Annotated in this window: 18 protein-coding genes; 10 read left to right on the top strand and 8 right to left on the bottom strand. The window is 68.1% G+C overall.

Going from position 1 to position 14,717, the window contains the following annotated elements:
* Positions 1-60: 60 nt before the first annotated feature.
* The 6 genes from AC5P7E_RS07380 to AC5P7E_RS07405 are packed head-to-tail and all read right to left on the bottom strand — an operon-like array spanning position 61 to position 4,442.
* Complete coding sequence (locus AC5P7E_RS07380) at positions 61-807, bottom strand: hypothetical protein (RefSeq protein WP_088436280.1); 747 nt, start codon at positions 805-807, stop codon at positions 61-63.
* The gene (locus AC5P7E_RS07385; protein WP_088436279.1) at positions 807-1,427 is read right to left on the bottom strand and encodes a DUF3299 domain-containing protein; all 621 of its coding nucleotides are present in this window, start codon (positions 1,425-1,427) and stop codon (positions 807-809) included. The genes AC5P7E_RS07380 and AC5P7E_RS07385 overlap by 1 nt, the downstream gene beginning before the upstream one ends.
* Positions 1,417-1,968, bottom strand: a complete 552-nt coding sequence (locus AC5P7E_RS07390; RefSeq protein ID WP_044570292.1) for a DUF3299 domain-containing protein — start codon at positions 1,966-1,968, stop codon at positions 1,417-1,419. The genes AC5P7E_RS07385 and AC5P7E_RS07390 overlap by 11 nt, the downstream gene beginning before the upstream one ends.
* Before the next feature lie 2 nt (positions 1,969-1,970).
* Complete coding sequence (locus tag AC5P7E_RS07395) at positions 1,971-3,224, bottom strand: ABC transporter permease (RefSeq protein ID WP_114618348.1); 1,254 nt, start codon at positions 3,222-3,224, stop codon at positions 1,971-1,973.
* Positions 3,217-3,912, bottom strand: coding sequence for an ATP-binding cassette domain-containing protein (locus tag AC5P7E_RS07400; protein ID WP_088429936.1), 696 nt, complete (start codon positions 3,910-3,912; stop codon positions 3,217-3,219). The genes AC5P7E_RS07395 and AC5P7E_RS07400 overlap by 8 nt, the downstream gene beginning before the upstream one ends.
* Complete coding sequence (locus tag AC5P7E_RS07405) at positions 3,909-4,442, bottom strand: ZrgA family zinc uptake protein (protein ID WP_049475370.1); 534 nt, start codon at positions 4,440-4,442, stop codon at positions 3,909-3,911. Before AC5P7E_RS07405 ends, AC5P7E_RS07400 begins: the two co-directional genes overlap by 4 nt.
* Before the next feature lie 32 nt (positions 4,443-4,474).
* On the opposite strand from AC5P7E_RS07405, the gene AC5P7E_RS07410 reads away from it, so the two are divergent.
* Positions 4,475-4,948: a MerC domain-containing protein gene (locus AC5P7E_RS07410; RefSeq protein WP_062607179.1), complete on the top strand. Its 474-nt coding sequence runs from the start codon at positions 4,475-4,477 to the stop codon at positions 4,946-4,948.
* 268 nt (positions 4,949-5,216) lie between these two features.
* Here the strand turns inward: AC5P7E_RS07410 and AC5P7E_RS07415 are convergent, their stop codons facing one another.
* A complete protein-coding gene (locus AC5P7E_RS07415) occupies positions 5,217-6,119 on the bottom strand; it encodes a LysR family transcriptional regulator (protein ID WP_005409836.1) in 903 nt (300 codons plus the stop codon).
* Positions 6,120-6,237: 118 nt separating this feature from the next.
* Here AC5P7E_RS07415 and dkgB point away from each other — a divergent pair, with 118 nt between their 5' ends.
* The 8 genes from dkgB to AC5P7E_RS07455 all read left to right on the top strand — a co-directional run bounded on the left by dkgB (position 6,238) and on the right by AC5P7E_RS07455 (position 12,785).
* A complete protein-coding gene (dkgB, locus tag AC5P7E_RS07420; RefSeq protein ID WP_012480407.1) occupies positions 6,238-7,041 on the top strand; it encodes a 2,5-didehydrogluconate reductase DkgB in 804 nt (267 codons plus the stop codon).
* A gap of 11 nt (positions 7,042-7,052) precedes the next feature.
* Positions 7,053-8,000 (top strand): TIGR03571 family LLM class oxidoreductase, encoded by a 948-nt coding sequence (locus tag AC5P7E_RS07425; RefSeq protein WP_099484663.1) that lies wholly within the window; start codon positions 7,053-7,055, stop codon positions 7,998-8,000.
* Positions 8,001-8,019: 19 nt separating this feature from the next.
* A complete protein-coding gene (locus tag AC5P7E_RS07430) occupies positions 8,020-8,958 on the top strand; it encodes a cyclase family protein (protein ID WP_329761662.1) in 939 nt (312 codons plus the stop codon).
* On the top strand, positions 8,955-9,278 hold the full coding sequence (locus AC5P7E_RS07435) for a MoaF-related domain-containing protein (protein WP_049471694.1): 324 nt from the start codon (positions 8,955-8,957) through the stop codon (positions 9,276-9,278). The genes AC5P7E_RS07430 and AC5P7E_RS07435 overlap by 4 nt, the downstream gene beginning before the upstream one ends.
* A 126-nt stretch (positions 9,279-9,404) precedes the next feature.
* Entirely contained in the window at positions 9,405-9,782 is a 378-nt protein-coding gene (copC, locus tag AC5P7E_RS07440; protein WP_005409841.1) for a copper homeostasis periplasmic binding protein CopC, read from the top strand.
* Positions 9,783-9,792: 10 nt separating this feature from the next.
* Positions 9,793-10,677 (top strand): copper homeostasis membrane protein CopD, encoded by an 885-nt coding sequence (copD, locus tag AC5P7E_RS07445; protein ID WP_099474094.1) that lies wholly within the window; start codon positions 9,793-9,795, stop codon positions 10,675-10,677.
* 45 nt (positions 10,678-10,722) lie between these two features.
* A complete protein-coding gene (locus AC5P7E_RS07450) occupies positions 10,723-11,421 on the top strand; it encodes a heavy metal response regulator transcription factor (protein ID WP_012480412.1) in 699 nt (232 codons plus the stop codon).
* On the top strand, positions 11,418-12,785 hold the full coding sequence (locus AC5P7E_RS07455) for a heavy metal sensor histidine kinase (RefSeq protein ID WP_024956526.1): 1,368 nt from the start codon (positions 11,418-11,420) through the stop codon (positions 12,783-12,785). The genes AC5P7E_RS07450 and AC5P7E_RS07455 overlap by 4 nt, the downstream gene beginning before the upstream one ends.
* A 135-nt stretch (positions 12,786-12,920) precedes the next feature.
* Here the strand turns inward: AC5P7E_RS07455 and AC5P7E_RS07460 are convergent, their stop codons facing one another.
* Positions 12,921-13,862: a LysR family transcriptional regulator gene (locus AC5P7E_RS07460; protein WP_024956525.1), complete on the bottom strand. Its 942-nt coding sequence runs from the start codon at positions 13,860-13,862 to the stop codon at positions 12,921-12,923.
* 106 nt (positions 13,863-13,968) lie between these two features.
* Here AC5P7E_RS07460 and AC5P7E_RS07465 point away from each other — a divergent pair, with 106 nt between their 5' ends.
* Entirely contained in the window at positions 13,969-14,712 is a 744-nt protein-coding gene (locus AC5P7E_RS07465) for an SDR family oxidoreductase (RefSeq protein ID WP_062607191.1), read from the top strand.
* Positions 14,713-14,717: the final 5 nt, after the last annotated feature.

Below are 14,717 nucleotides of genomic sequence, written 5' to 3' on the forward strand. Positions count from 1 at the left end.
GAGGCGAGCCTGCTCGTCGGAACCGCCAGCCAGGCGTGGCCTGGCTCTACTGGTAGACGCTCACCGGCAGTCTTCCGGCAGCGCGGCGATGGCCGATACCACCGCCGCCTGCATCCCCTGCCCTACGGCGGCGTCCAGCTCGCCACCAATGTCACCATGCTGGCGCCGCAGTTCGTCCTCGCACAGCCCGCGCACGCGCGCACGGGCATTCGCGCGCAGGCTGCTGCACCGCCAGTCGGTGCCACCCAGCGGCAGCACCGAATACACCACGCTGTTGCAGGCATTGCCGGCACGCTGCTGCAGTGGCAGTCCACCGAAATCCCGCGGCACGCTGCTGCGCTGCGGGTCGAAGTAGCTGTCCGGGAACGTGCGCGCGTACTGTTCGATGTCCACCGCCATGCTGCGCCCACCGGCCTGCGGCATCTGCAGCGGCTGGCCGCACTGCGTCGCGTCGGCGCGGTGCTGGATGTACTGGTAGATCGGCCGGTCCAGCGATGGATCCTGCTGGGTCACCGCACTCACCGCCGCCAGCACCGGCAGCGACGCACGATTGGCCATGCGCGCCAGCAGGCCCGCCTGCGCGGGCTGGCAGCGGTCGCGCAATGTTGCCGCGAGCAGGAACAATACGTCGTTGCGGAACGCGTGATCGTCACCCAGGCGCTGTTCGATGCGCTGGCTGGCATCGGACGCCGGTGCTGGAAACGCAACCGCCGGCGGCGCGGTGGGTGCGCGCTGCCGCTGCCACCACACCAGCAGCACCACCCCGCCCAGCAGCACCCCGGCAGCCATGATCCATCGCCTGCGCATCAGTTGCGGATTACCGTCAGCGTGGCTGCCGCGGCATCGTAGGACGCGCTGGCGATGTCCGCGTCGAAGCGCTTCACCTGCAGGCGGCCGGCAAGGCGGTACGGATCCCACAGATCGCCCAGTGCGATCGGTGTCGCCAGGGTCACATGGATGATCTGGTTGGGCGGCGGTGGTGGCACATGGATGCAGGCGCCGTAGAACGGCACGAACAGCAGTTCATCCACCAATCCTGCATCGTTGGTACCGAGCGGTACCACGTAGCCATCCAGATCCACCGCGCGACCATCAACAGCATCGACCACGCGCGAAGAGCCGAACTGCTTGGCGCGATCCGGGCTGGAATGGTCGATTTCCTGCCCCGGTGGCGTGCCGGAGCCGGTGTCGTCAATCAGGCCACCCACACCCTCCATCCCATTGCGTGACAGGCCGATCTGCGGCGGCGGTCGCTGGTAGGTCACTTCGTCGGGCCGCAACGCGTCCCAACGGGCGATGGGGGCTTCGCCCGTGGCGGAGGGCGCCGGTTTGTCCTCCGGCGTGACCCCCACCGCATCGCCGCCAGGCGCCGTGCAGCCCGCCAACCACAGGCATCCCAACGCCAGCAACAGGTGACTACGGTTCATACGGCCTCAGCTGCGCGTCACGCATGGTGTAGGCCGAACCGGCCAGATCGTCGTCCAAGCGTTCGGCATGCAAGGTGCCGGCCAGGAAGAACGGCGAATACATGTCAGGCATGTCGATCGGGCGCGGCAGCACCACGTGCACGATCTGGTTCGGCGGCGGTGGTGGCACATGGATGCAGGCGCCGTAGTACGGCACGAACAGGAATTCGGTCAGCCGCCCGTCCTGCGCGTTGGCCAGTGGTACCACGTAGCCCGGCAGGCGCACCGGCCGCTGCAGCACCGTGTCCACGGTGCGGAAGGTGCCGAACTGCGGCATGCGCCGGTTGCCGTTGTGTTCGACTTCCGGGCCCTCGCCGCGTTCCAGCGCGGCCAGCTCGTCCTTGGGCATCATCTGCAGCCAGTCCAGCTCCTGCTCTGCCGCATCCGCAGCGTCAGCGCGGTCGACAACCGGCGCGGGTGGCAGGGCCTGCACACCGGTATCCACCGGCCGCTCGCAGGCAACCAGGGCCAGTACCATCGGCAGCGACAGCATCCAGCGCATGCTCAGCCTCCCGGTGAAAGGCCATCGGCCAAGGTGCGCCGGTAAGCGAGCAACGCCGGGACCAGCCCAGCCACCGCACTGATCGCCAGCACGCCTGCCACCCAGGCCAGCTCGCGGCCGTCCGGCCAGACATGGGTGATCGACAGACCGAAGGTGGCCAGGGCCCAGCCGCGCCCGGCAACGCTGGCGGCCACCAGAAGCACCAGCGCCAGCACGCAGGCCGCCGCGCTGGTCGCCACCGCCTCCACCACCAGCAGGCCGGCGATGTAACCCGGCCGTGCCCCGGTGGCACGCAGGATCGCCATCTCGCGCCGCCGCTCCTGCAGGGTCGAGACCAGCAGCGCCACCAGCGAGACCATGCCGAGTGCCACCACCATCGCGCTGATCAGCTGCAGTGCGCGCTCGGCGGTGCCCAGCGACTGCCACAGCTGCTGCAGCGTCACACCGGGCAGGATCGCCAGCATCGCTTCGTCCGGATACTCGTTGATCCTGCGCTGCACCGAAAACGTGGCAATGCGCGAGTTCAGGCCGAGCATGAAGGCAGTGATGCTGGTCGGGGTCAGATCCAGATGACGCGCCTGCTCGGCGCTGACCCGCTGGCTGCGCAGCTGCACGCCCGAACGCCAGTCGACATGGATCGCCTCGATGGCCGGCAGCAAGACCAGCAGCGACGAATCCACCGGCGTGCCGGTGCGCTGCAGGATGCCGGCAACACGGAATGGCTTGTCGGCATGCGTGGCCAGCGTGACCGCGCCCGTGCCGTGCGCCAGCACGATCTCATCGCCGAGGCCGACCTTCTGCGCGCGCGCCACCTCCGCGCCGATTACCGCGTCGTACAGATCATCAAAGGGCCGCCCCTGTGCAAAGGCCAGCTCGTGGCCGGAACCATAGCGATAGTGTTCAAAGTAGCCGCCAGTGGTACCCACTACACGGTAGCCGCGCCAGGAATCGCCCAGCGACAGTGGCACCGACCACTTCACCTGCGGCAATGCAGACAGCTCCTGGTAGGACTGCCAGGACACGTTGTTGGTCGGGTCGCCGATATGGAACACCGAGTACAGCAGCAGGTTCACCGGTCCCGAACGCGCACCGACGATCAGGTCGGTGCCCGATACGGTGCTGGCGAACCCCTCGTGCGCCTGCGTGCGTACACGCTCGACGCCCAGCAGCAGCACCACGCTGAGGGTGATGACCAGCACGGTCAGGCCGACACTCAAGGCGCGGCTGCGCAGGCTGGCCCAGGCAAGCTCAAGCATGGCCGGCACCTGCCTGGTTGATCTCGGACAGTGAAATGGTGCGGTCGAACAAGGGCTGCAGGCTGTCGTCATGGCTGACCACCAGCACCGTGGTGCCGGCCGCCTGGCACTGCGCGGACATCAGCTTCAGGAACGCGGTTGCCGCTTCACGGTCAAGCGCCGAGGTGGGCTCATCGGCCAGCAGCAATGCCGGACGACCGATCAGGGCACGTGCTGCCGCCACGCGTTGTTGCTGGCCAACACTGAGCGTACCTGCGCGCCGCTGCATAAGCTCAGGGTTGAGCTGCAGGGCCTGCAGCAGGCGGGCGATCTCGGCATCCAACGGCCCACTGATGCGCGCGCTGCGCAGGCGCGAAAAGCGCAGGCCCAGCGCAATGTTGTCGCGCACGCTGAGGAACGGCAGCAGGTTGAACTGCTGGAAGATCACGCCCAGCTGGTCGGCGCGGAAGCGATCCCGCGCCGCGCCTCCCATGTCCTGCAGCGCCTGGCCGGCCACCTCGACACGGCCCTTGCCGGGCAGCAGCACGCCTGCCAGCAGGCCCAGCAGGGTGCTTTTGCCGCCACCGCTGATTCCGCGCAGCAACACGCTGCTGCCCTGCTCGACCCATAACCGCGGGATGTCCAGCACCCGCTGCATGCCGTAGCCGAACTGCACGTCTTCCAGCGAGATCACCGGTGCCGCGCTCACGGTGCCAGCACCACGCGCAGGTTGTCGGGCGTCAGCACGCTGCGGTTCTGGCCATTGGCGGTTGCGCTGTTGACGATGACTTCGTGCAGGCCGGGGAATAGTACGGGCAGGCGCACGACGATGGCGCGCAGCGCGGCAGGTTTGGCACAGTGGTACTGCAGCGTTGCGCTGAACCCTGCGTGCCGGTGCTGTCCCGGCGGCGGCGCGGCGGCCGTCGCGTCGAAGCCCTCTGCATCGGCTTTACCGGTGGCCAGACGGCAGCCCGCAGCGGTGGGCAAGGTGACCCAGCTGCCGCCCTTCAGCACTGTCGTAGCCCGTGCCAGCGCGGCCTGCTCGGCTGCATTGGCCGGCGGTCGCTCGTAATCGAGGATGCCGATGCCGGGGGCCTGCAGGGCGAATTCCAGCGTCTGCTGGTCAAGCGCAACATCGACGGTGGCCTGGCCGTGCACGTGCGGTGCGTGCTGGCGGATGTCATGGGCCTGCGCGGCACTTGCAGCCAGCAGCAGGAAAAGAGCAGCAGAACGCTTCATGGGGGAGGCTCCAATTGTTACTATGTAACATTATGGACCACATCCCCACGACGCCCGCAAGGGCCTTGGCCCAGCCGCCAACTTCGGCACGCTGGCACCCCCGCTTCGATCTTGCCGGTGCTTGGCTGTCCATGGCCTGCGCCGCCCATTGCATCGCCCTGCCCCTGCTGCTGGCCTTCGTGCCGGCCGCGATGATGGCGCTGCGCTCGTTCCAGCATCCCGGCCATGGCGCGATGACATTGCTGTTGATGATGTCGCGCTGGGAATGGCTGTTCGCGCTGCTGGCCTCGTCGCTGGCCTTGGCGAGTACCTCGGCCGGGGTGCACCGGCACGGGCGCTGGCGCCCGGTGCGGCTGGCCTGCGCCGGCGCCATCCTGCTGCTGTCGGCCTCGCTGTATCTGCCGCTGAAGGAATCGCTGCTCTGGCATGGCGTGGCGACAGCCAGTGGTGGCGTGCTACTGGCCGCGGCGCACATCGGCAACCGGCGCGCGCTGCGCACCCGCTGACACCGGCCGCGGGTTGGCAGCCCCGGGGCCCCGGCAGCCGGCCAGCGGCCGGCTCTACCCATCCATGCATGGGCCACGCAACAGGTGATACGCATTTGGTAGTGCCGGCCGCTGGCCGGCAGCCCCAAGGACCCGGCAGCCGGCCAGCGGCCGGCTCTACCCATCCGTACATGGGCCACGCATCAGGTGATACGCATTTGGTAGTGCCGGCCGCTGGCCGGCAGCCCCAAGGACCCGGCAGCCGGCCAGCGGCCGGCTCTACCGATCTCTATTCGTCAAACGGACGCTGGCCGAGCGTCTGCGTCACGTGGTCGACGAAACAGGTGATGCGTGCAGCCAGCGCGGTGTTGCGGTAGTACACCGCGTTGATCGGCTGCCGCACTTCCTGCGTCTGCCTGGCGAACAGCTGCACCAGGCGGCCATCACGCCGGTCCTGGCGGGTCAGGAAGTCGGACAGGCAGGCAATGCCCAGCCCGGCCACCGCCATCTGCCGCAGTGTTTCGCCACTGGATGAAGCGATCGCGGGCTCGATCACGAAAGGCCCGCCATCGGCATCCTGCAGCGGCCATTCGTTCAACGAACTGGGCTGGGTGAAGCCCAGCAGGTCGTGCTCGCGCAGCTGCTCCACGCGCGTGGGCGTGCCGTGGCGGCGCAGGTATTCGGGGCTGGCCACCACCCGGATGCGGCTGTGGCCGATCGGCCGCGCATGCAGGGTCGAATCGCGCAGCACGCCAATGCGGAATGCTACGTCGGTGCGCTTCTCGATCAGGTCGGTGATGCCTTCATTGGAATTCAGCTCCAGCTCCACCTGCGGGTAGCGCTCACGGAACCCCTCAAGCAGCGGCACGATCACGTGCAGCATGAACGGCGTGGCGGCGTCCACGCGCAGGCGCCCGACCGGCTGCAGCCGCCGCGCGGCCATCTGTTCCTCGGCCTCGTCCACCGTGGCCAGGATCGTGCGCGCGTACTCCAGGAACGCCGCGCCTTCCTCGGTCAGTTCGAGCCGTCGCGTGGTCCGTCGCAGCAGCGTGGTCTGCAGCTTGTCCTCCAGCCGCGCCAGTGTGCGGCTGGTGGCGGAGATGGTCAGTTCCAGCGCCTCGGCCGCCGCCGTGATCGAACCACTGTCGACCACGGCCACGAAGGCCTTCAGCTCATCCAGGGTGGTTTTCATTTTTTACCTCGACGCAAAAGCGTTTCCCGTATACACGGCTTAATCAACAAATGTAAAGCGCCCACACTTCGCCCTGTCCCGAGCCCACCGGCTCTCAACGAAGTCCCTGGAGTCCATCATGAGCGTTCCTTCCTTTGGCGTCGGCACCTTCCGCCTGACCGGCCAGACCGTCATCGACTCGGTGCGCAACGCCCTCGAGGTTGGCTACCGTGCGGTCGATACCGCGCAGATCTATGGCAACGAAGCCGAAGTCGGCCAGGCCATCGCCGAATCCGGCGTTCCGCGCGACCAGCTGTTCCTGACCACCAAGATCTGGGTGGACAACTACGCTGCCGACAAGCTGATCCCGAGCCTGCGCGACAGCCTGGCGAAGCTGCGCACCGACTACGTCGACCTGCTGCTGATCCACTGGCCGGCGCCGGGCAATGGCGTTGAACTGCGCGAGTACATGACCGCGCTGGCCGAAGCCAAGACGCTGGGCCTGACCCGCCAGATCGGTGTGTCCAACTTCAACATCGAGCTGACCCGGCAGGCCATCGAGGTGGTCGGTGCCGGCGAGATCGCCACCAACCAGATCGAACTGAGCCCCTACCTGCAGAACCCGGCACTGACCGCCTTCCTGCAGGACCAGGGCATCACCGTGACCTCCTACATGACCCTGGCCTACGGCAAGGTACTGAAGGATCCGGTGCTGGCCGCCATCGCCGACAAGCACCAGGCCACCGTGGCCCAGGTCGCGCTGGCGTGGGCGCTGCAGCGGGGTTACTCGGTCATTCCGTCCTCGACCAAGCGCGAGAACCTGGCCAGCAACCTGCTCGCCCAAGACCTGCACCTGGATGCCGATGACATGGCCGCGATCGCTGCACTTGACCGCAACGGCCGCGAAGTCGATCCGCCGGGCCTGGCCCCGGCCTGGGACTGAGGAGCCTGGCCATGGGCAGTGCGTTGGCGCGGCTGCAGGCCGGTGGCTTTAGCATCGGCATCGAAGCACCGCTGGACAATGACTGGACGCCGCTGGGCGAACAGGCACGACGCGCCGCACAACGCCTGCCCGGTGAACCGGACCTGCAGCGCCATGCGGAACTGGCACGGTTGGCCGACCGCCTCGGCTTCCGTGCGCTGTGGGTGCGCGACGTGCCGGTGTACGACCCGGCCTTCGGCGATGCGGCGCAGGTGTTCGAAGTGTTCAGTTACCTCGGCTACCTGGCCGGCATCACCAATGACATCCTGCTGGGCACCGGTGCGGTGGTGCTGCCGATCCGTGAGCCGTTGCTGACCCTGAAGTCGGCGCGCAGCGTGCAGCGGCTCAGCGGCGACCGCCTGTTGCTGGGCGTGGCCAGTGGCGACCGCCCGGTGGAGTACCCGCTGTTTGGCCGCGACTTCGACAGCCGTGGCAGCCGTTTCCGCGAGCAGATCGCGCTGCTGCGCGAAGGCGCCACCGCGCACCTGCCGCAGGGCCTGGACGTGCTGCCCGCCGATGGCCCGGCCCTGCCGTTGTTCGTGGCCGGCCTGGCCCAACAGCAACCAGCATGGATCGGCCAGCACATGGACGGTTGCCTGGCCTACCCGGGCACGCCGCAGGACCATGTACAACGCGTGGCGGCGTGGCGCGCCGTGGCCGGCAACAAGCCCTATGCCAGCTTCATCCACCTGGACCTGGTGGCCGATGCCGATGCCCCCCTGCAGCGCTGGCGCTTCGGCCTGCGTGGCGGCCGCAACGCCCTGCTGGCCGAGCTGCACGCCATGCAGGCGGCCGGTGTCGACCACATCGGCCTGCAGTTCCGCCGCAACGAACGGCCGTTGGCCGAAACCTTCCACGAAATCGCCGAGTACGTGCTCCCGCACTTCCCGGCCCATGCCGGCGCCGCCGCGACGGCCTGACAGTTACCGGAGCTTTGCCATGAAGATGAAGACCCTGGCCGCGCTTGCGCTGGCCACCCTGCCGCTGTCCTTCCAGGCCACCGCCGAGGAGTGGTATCCCTCTGCCTACGGCGCCAACGACGAGATCGGCGCGGCCAACCTGCTCACCGCTGACGTGGTCAAGCACGCGGTCTCGCTGGTCAGGACCGGCAAGACCTATCCGCTGGCGGTGCCGGTGGACAAGAACCTGCCCGCGTTCCGCCACCGCAGCTTCCGCCTGTACAACGTGCAGGTCGGCCGGCAGGCCGGCAAGTCGCTGGGCCCCAACAAGTTCACCTTCAACGATGAACTGGTGAACGCCTGGACCGGCGTTGGCACCCAGCTCAACGGCATCGGCCATATCGGCATCGACAACGTCTACTACAACGGCAACAAGGCTGCTGACTTCGTCACCGTGGACGGCGTGCGCAAGCTCGGCGTCGAGAAGGTGCCGCCGATGGTCACCCGCGGCGTCGTGCTGGACATGACCGCGTACTACGGCAAGGCGATCGTGCCCGGCGGCACCGAGTTCACCGTGGCCGACATCCAGGCCGTGCTGAAGAAGCAGGGACTGAGCCTGCGCAAGGGCGATGTGGTGCTGTTCAACACCGGTTGGCTGGAACTGATCGGCAAGGACAACACGCAGTTCCTGGAAGTGGAGCCGGGTATCGGCATGGAGGCCGCGAAGTGGCTGGCCGACCAGGGCATCGTCGCCTTCGGTGGCGACACCTGGGCCTCGGAGGTCTACCCGAACCCGAACGGTGCCGAGGAGTTCCCGATCAACCAGTACATGCTGGCCAAGCGCGGCATCTACAACCTGGAGCTGATCGACAGCCGTGCCCTGGTGCGCGACAAGGCCTGGGAATTCCTGTTCGTGCTCGGCCAGCCGCTCTACGTCGGCTCGACCCAGGTCAACATCAACCCGGTGGCGATACGATGAACACTGCCCCCGCCTTGCCGTTGTTCGCCGGCCGCCGCTTCCGCGTCAGCTATGACGGGCTGGCCGCCGACAATGTCTACAGCGCCGATGGCCGCCACGTGCAGTACGCCATCGTCTCCGGCGCCTATGCCGGTGCGCAGGGCGAAGCCGCCTGCGAGTGGCAGCAGATCAGCGAAGGGGTCTATGCCATTTCGTGGCAGGAAGCCGATGGCGCAACGGTCGTGCATGTCGATGACTTCGTCGGCGGGCGTTCGCTGGCCTGGTTCACCGCCACCGATGGCAGTTTCCATCGCATGCAAGGGCCGTTGGCAGCACTGTGACGCTGGCCAGCTGCCGGCACCACCGGTGAGTGGACGGAACATTACAGATCGGTAATGTTCGGGTCAGGGCAGCGAAAGGCGCTGCCCTCCACCCTGAGGGCCACGTCTTCCACAGGTGTCCCGCGCATGACCCGTTCCCTTCGCCGCTCCGCCTCCCTGGCGCTTCTCCTGTCCGGCCTCGCGGTTGCGCCGCTGGCCCTGGCCCATCCCAGCCTGGTGCGTTCGACGCCGGCCGCCGACGCCACCATTGCCCCGGCGACCGAGATCACGCTGCAGTTCAGTGAGAAGGTGATGCCGCGTGCCACCCGCATCGAACTGAGCATGGACCATGGCCGCATGAAGATGGCCATGCCCACCACCGCACAGGACATTTCCGAAGATGGCCACACGCTGCGCGCGCGTTTCGCCAAGCCGCTGCCCGCAGGCAGCTACGCACTGCAATGGCGCGCGGTCGGCCAGGACAGTCATCCGATGACCGGCAACTACCGCTTCACCGTGAAGTAAGGCCGCCGCCATGGCCGAGCTCTCGCCGTATGCGCTGCGGCTGGCGCTGTACCTGGTGCTGATGCTGCTGTTCGGGCGGATGCTGTTCGTCCGTCCGCGGCTACCGCGCGGCGTCTCGCTGGCGCTCGCCCTGATCGCGTTGGCCGTGGTGGTCACCGATGCCATCACCCGCTTGTCCGGTGTGCTCGGCATCGCGCCGGTCGACATCGACCCTGCAACGGCGCACTGGTTCCTCACCAGCACGCCGGTAGGTGAAGCCGGCCTGCTGCGCACCGTGGCGGTGCTGGCGATGCTGCCCCTGCTGGCATCCGCCACGCCGCTGGGTGGACCGCGGCGCGTGGCGCTGCTCGCGTTGTCCGGAATGGCCCTCGCCAGCCTGTCCTGGAACGGCCACGCCGCTGCGGGCGATGGGTTCGGTGGCACGCTGCGGCTGCTGGCCGGCAACGTGCACCTGCTGGCCGCCGGCGCCTGGGTCGGCGCGATCGCCGCCATTCTGCAACTGGCGCTGCGTCCACAAGGCCTACACCTGCGCGAACGCACCCATGCACTGTGGCAGGCCGCCCACAGCTTCGCCCTGCCCGGCACGGTCATCGTCGCCGCCCTGGCGATGACCGGCACCTATACCTATGTCGACCTTGGCGGTTCCGTGCAGACCCTCATCGGCACTGCGCACGGACGCTGGCTGCTGCTCAAACTCGCCCTGGCCGGTGGCATGCTGGGCCTGGCCGCGCTGCATCGCTGGCGGCTGGTGCCGGCGCTGGCGGTCTCCATCCGTGGCGGCTGGCAACCCAGGCCGCTGCGCTCGCTCCGCCAAAGCCTGGCCTGCGAATCGCTGCTGGCGCTGCTGGTGCTGGCCTGCGTCGCGGTGCTTGGCACGCTGGACCCACTGGCATGATCAATCCGTTCCGGTACGGGCCCAAGCTGCGATGATGGGCGCATCATGAAACTGCTGATCGTCGAAGACGAACCCAAGACCGGCAACTACCTGCGCCAGGGGCTGATCGAGGCCGGCTACGTGGTCGATCTCGCCTGCAACGGCGTCGACGGGCTGCACCTGGCCGGCAGCGGCGAGTACCAGCTGGTCATCCTCGACGTGATGCTGCCCGGCCTGGATGGCTGGAACGTGCTGTCGCGGCTGCGCGAGGCCGGCTGGCAGGTGCCGGTACTGTTCCTGACCGCGCGCAGCAGCATCGCCGACCGCGTGCAGGGCCTTGAGCTGGGCGCCGACGACTACCTGGCCAAGCCATTCGCCTTCGCCGAGCTGCTGGCGCGGGTACGCACCCTGCTGCGTCGCGGCCAGGCGCAGCCGCAGGCCGAGCGCATCGTCATCGCCGACCTGGTGGTGGACACCCTGCGCCGCCGGGTTGAACGCGGCGGCCAGCGCATCACCCTCAGCCAGAAGGAATACACCCTGCTGGAGCTGCTGGCGCGCCGACGTGGCGAAGTGCTGCCGCGCTCGTTGATCGCTTCGCAGGTGTGGGACATGAATTTCGACAGCGACACCAACGTGATCGACGTGGCGATCCGCCGCCTGCGCGCGAAGATCGACGATGACTTCGATGCCAAGCTGATCGTCACCGTGCGCGGCATGGGCTATGTGCTGGAGGCGCCGGACGACGGTGCAGTGCACAGCGGATGAGCCTGCGCCGTTCCATCGCGGTGCGGCTGACGCTGCTGTTCGCCATCGTGGCCACGCTGGTGCTGGCCGCGTTGGGCGTGGCGATCTATGTCAGTGCCCGCCACGACCTGGTCGCCCAGGACTTCGTCGAACTGGAAAACAAGGTCGCGTTGATCCGTGACCTCGCCGATAACGGACCTGCGTCCGCACGCGGGAAGCGCTTGGCAGAGGCGCTGGGCCATCATCCGGATATCGCCTTCCACGTTGTTGATGGGCGTGGCGCGGTGCTGTTCTCGACCGCACCGGCACTGCTGCGCGAGCATGCACGCGGCCAGCCGATCGACGCCGCGCCACGGCGGCACGACTGGATCCTCGCCGATGGCCGCTGCATGCATGCCCTGCACCTGCGCCAGACCCTGGCCGACGGCAGCCCGCTGGTCACCCTGCTGGCCATCGATGACGACCGCCATGCCGATTTCCTGCAGCGCTTCCGCCACCTGCTGGCGATCGCGATCATCGGCGCCGCCGTGGCCAGCAGCCTGCTCGGCGGTTATGTGGTGCGGCGTACGCTGCGGCCGCTGCGCACGCTGGCCGATGAGGCCAGGCAGATCACCGCCGGTCGCCTGCAGCGCCGCCTGAGCGCGCGCAGTGCACCGGCCGAACTGGAGCAGTTGGCGCAGACCCTCAACGGCATGCTGGCACGCCTGCAGCAGGACTTCGCGCGGCTGACCGAGTTCTCCGGTGATCTCGCCCACGAGTTGCGCACCCCGATCACCAACATGCTGACCCAGGTGCAGGTGGTGCTGGCGCACCCGCGCAGCAACGAGGCCTACCGCGAGACGCTTGCGTCGTGTGCCGAGGAACTGCAGCAGCTGGCGCAGACCGTGGGCGACCTGCTGTACCTGGCGCAGGCCGAGGCGCCGGGCGCGCTGCCCTCACGCGAGCTGGTGGCGCTGGATGGGGTGGTGGATTCGCTGCTCGAGTTCTACGACCTGCTGGCCGAGGACCGGCAGTTGACCCTGCGCCGCGACGGTGTGGCGAGCGTGGAAGGCAACCGCCTGATGCTGCACCGCGCGATCGCCAACCTGCTGTCCAACGCGTTGAAGCACGCAGCCGTGGGCAGCGAAGTACGGGTGCGGCTGATCGAGGCCGATGGCGTGTGCAGGGTCAGCGTGCACAACCTTGGCACGCCGATTGCCGCCGAAGCGCTGCCGCGCCTGTTCGATCGCTTCTACCGCGGCGAGCGCGGCCGCCACGAAGGTGCCGGACTGGGGCTGGCGATTACCCGCGCGATTGCACAGGCCCATGGCGGTAGTGTGAGTGTTGTGTCGGATGACACCGGCACCGTGTTCGAGCTGGTGCTGCCGGGCGCCGCCGCCCGGTAGTGCCGACCGCTGGCCGGTACCCCGGTACATCAAGCGCATTGCAGTTGCCGGCCAGCGGCCGGCACTACCCTGCACAGCCAGCCCATGGCAGCGTCTCAGGAACGTTGCTTCGGTGCTGCCGGCCAGCGGCCGGCACTACCCAGCACGCGCGCCCTTGGACGGTAGTGCCGGCCGCTGGCCGGCAACCCCGGTCTGCTCGAACACCCCGGCCACCCAGTCGATGAACACCCGCAAGCGTGGCGACGGCGTGCGGTTGCGCGGGTAGACCAGGCTCAACGGGCTTGCCGTCGGCGGCGTCTCAGGCAACAGCTCGACCAGCTGCCCGCGCGCGATATACGGGTCCATCCGGTAGCGCGGTGCCTGGATGATGCCCAGGCCCGCCAACGCGGCCCCAAGGAATGCATCCGCGCCGGAAACACGCACCCGCGCCTGCAGCGGCACGTAGCGCACCTGTCCCGCCTGCTGGAACTCCAGGGGGATCAGCTGGCCGGTGGCGCTGGAGCGGTAGCCGATCATCTGATGGCCTTGCTCCAGCGATTCAATGGTATCGGGCAGGCCGTGCGCCTGCACATAACCCGGCGCGGCCACCGTGACCTCGCGCAGCATCGTCAACCGGCGCGCCGCCAGATCGCTGTCGGCCAGCGTCCCCACCCGCAGCGCCGCATCCACGCCTTCGCGCAGCAGGTCGACATAGCGGTCGCCTTCACTGACGTCCAGCTCAATCTCCGGGTAGCGCTGCAGGAATTCCGGCAGGTGCGGAAACAGCAGGTGCCGGCCCAGCGTGCCATGCACTTCAATGCGCAGCGGCCCGCGTGGCGGGGCATCACGGAACGCAGCCTCGGCATCGTCCATGTCGGCGATCAGGCGCAGGCAACGGCCATAGAAGGCCTCGCCTTCCAGGGTCGGCACCACCAGCCGGGTGGTCCGGTGCAGCAGGCGCACGCCCAGCCGCTGTTCCAGCGCCTTGATCGCGTCGGTCACCGTGGCCCGCGGCAGGCCCAGGTCCTCGGAAGCCCGGGTGAAGCTGCGGCGCTCGACGATACGGACGAAGGCGCGCATGGCCGTGAAACGATCCATTGTTCGGCTGTCCGGATGATGTTGACGGATTATGCAGGATTATTCGAAAGGACAATCTCGCGAAGATGGCCCTGTGCCACTTCGGCGCGCCCCAGTGGAAGCCACCATGACCCTCTCCCCCGCCCGCTCTGTCGCCCTGGTCACCGGCGGCTCCCGTGGCATCGGCGCCGCCATCTCCCGCCGCCTGGCCGCTGAAGGCCACGCGGTCGCGATCAACTATGCGGGCCGCCGCGACGACGCCGAAGCATTGGCGGCCGAACTCAGCGCGGCCGGCGCGCAGGCCATCGCGCTGCAGGCCGATGTCGCCGATCCGCAGGCGGTGCGGCAGCTGTTCGATGCCATCGAGGCGCGCTTCGGCGGTATAGACGTAGTGGTGAACAGTGCCGGCGTGTTGCAGCTGGCACCATTGGCCGATACCGACGACGCCCTGTTCGAGAGGGTGATCGGGATCAACCTGAAAGGCGCCTTCAACGTGCTGCGCGAGAGCGCGCGACGGGTGCGCGACGGTGGCCGCCTGATCACCCTGTCCACCAGCGTGGTTGGCATCAAGCTGGAGAACTACAGCGTGTATGCCGCCAGCAAGGCGGCGGTGGAGACGATGGGCGCGATCCTCAGCAAGGAGCTGCGCGGGCGCAACATCACCGTGAATGCAGTGGCGCCCGGCCCGACCGCCACCGACCTGTTCCTGGACGGCAAGTCGCCGGAACTGATCGAGCGGCTGGCGAAGATGAACCCCTTGGAGCGGCTGGGTACGCCGGAGGACATCGCCGGTGCGGTTGCCTTCCTGGCCGGTGCCGATGGCGGATGGATCAACGGCCAGGTGCTGCGCGCCAATGGCGGGATGGTGTAGTTCGC

Source organism: Stenotrophomonas sp. YJH_SMC_25 (genome assembly GCF_059369595.1).

Bases quoted from the DNA above. Each gene is read 5' to 3' on its own strand.
- AC5P7E_RS07450 (WP_012480412.1), top strand. From the start codon at position 10,723: ATGAAACTGCTGATCGTCGAAGACGAACCCAAGACCGGCAACTACCTG.
- AC5P7E_RS07390 (WP_044570292.1), bottom strand. From the start codon at position 1,968: ATGCGCTGGATGCTGTCGCTGCCGATGGTACTGGCCCTGGTTGCCTGC.
- AC5P7E_RS07460 (WP_024956525.1), bottom strand. From the start codon at position 13,862: ATGGATCGTTTCACGGCCATGCGCGCCTTCGTCCGTATCGTCGAGCGC.
- AC5P7E_RS07455 (WP_024956526.1), top strand. From the start codon at position 11,418: ATGAGCCTGCGCCGTTCCATCGCGGTGCGGCTGACGCTGCTGTTCGCC.
- AC5P7E_RS07430 (WP_329761662.1), top strand. From the start codon at position 8,020: ATGAAGATGAAGACCCTGGCCGCGCTTGCGCTGGCCACCCTGCCGCTG.
- AC5P7E_RS07405 (WP_049475370.1), bottom strand. From the start codon at position 4,442: ATGAAGCGTTCTGCTGCTCTTTTCCTGCTGCTGGCTGCAAGTGCCGCG.
- copC (WP_005409841.1), top strand. From the start codon at position 9,405: ATGACCCGTTCCCTTCGCCGCTCCGCCTCCCTGGCGCTTCTCCTGTCC.
- AC5P7E_RS07380 (WP_088436280.1), bottom strand. From the start codon at position 807: ATGCGCAGGCGATGGATCATGGCTGCCGGGGTGCTGCTGGGCGGGGTG.
- AC5P7E_RS07425 (WP_099484663.1), top strand. From the start codon at position 7,053: ATGGGCAGTGCGTTGGCGCGGCTGCAGGCCGGTGGCTTTAGCATCGGC.
- AC5P7E_RS07410 (WP_062607179.1), top strand. From the start codon at position 4,475: ATGGACCACATCCCCACGACGCCCGCAAGGGCCTTGGCCCAGCCGCCA.
- AC5P7E_RS07465 (WP_062607191.1), top strand. From the start codon at position 13,969: ATGACCCTCTCCCCCGCCCGCTCTGTCGCCCTGGTCACCGGCGGCTCC.
- AC5P7E_RS07395 (WP_114618348.1), bottom strand. From the start codon at position 3,224: ATGCTTGAGCTTGCCTGGGCCAGCCTGCGCAGCCGCGCCTTGAGTGTC.
- AC5P7E_RS07415 (WP_005409836.1), bottom strand. From the start codon at position 6,119: ATGAAAACCACCCTGGATGAGCTGAAGGCCTTCGTGGCCGTGGTCGAC.
- AC5P7E_RS07435 (WP_049471694.1), top strand. From the start codon at position 8,955: ATGAACACTGCCCCCGCCTTGCCGTTGTTCGCCGGCCGCCGCTTCCGC.
- AC5P7E_RS07385 (WP_088436279.1), bottom strand. From the start codon at position 1,427: ATGAACCGTAGTCACCTGTTGCTGGCGTTGGGATGCCTGTGGTTGGCG.
- copD (WP_099474094.1), top strand. From the start codon at position 9,793: ATGGCCGAGCTCTCGCCGTATGCGCTGCGGCTGGCGCTGTACCTGGTG.
- dkgB (WP_012480407.1), top strand. From the start codon at position 6,238: ATGAGCGTTCCTTCCTTTGGCGTCGGCACCTTCCGCCTGACCGGCCAG.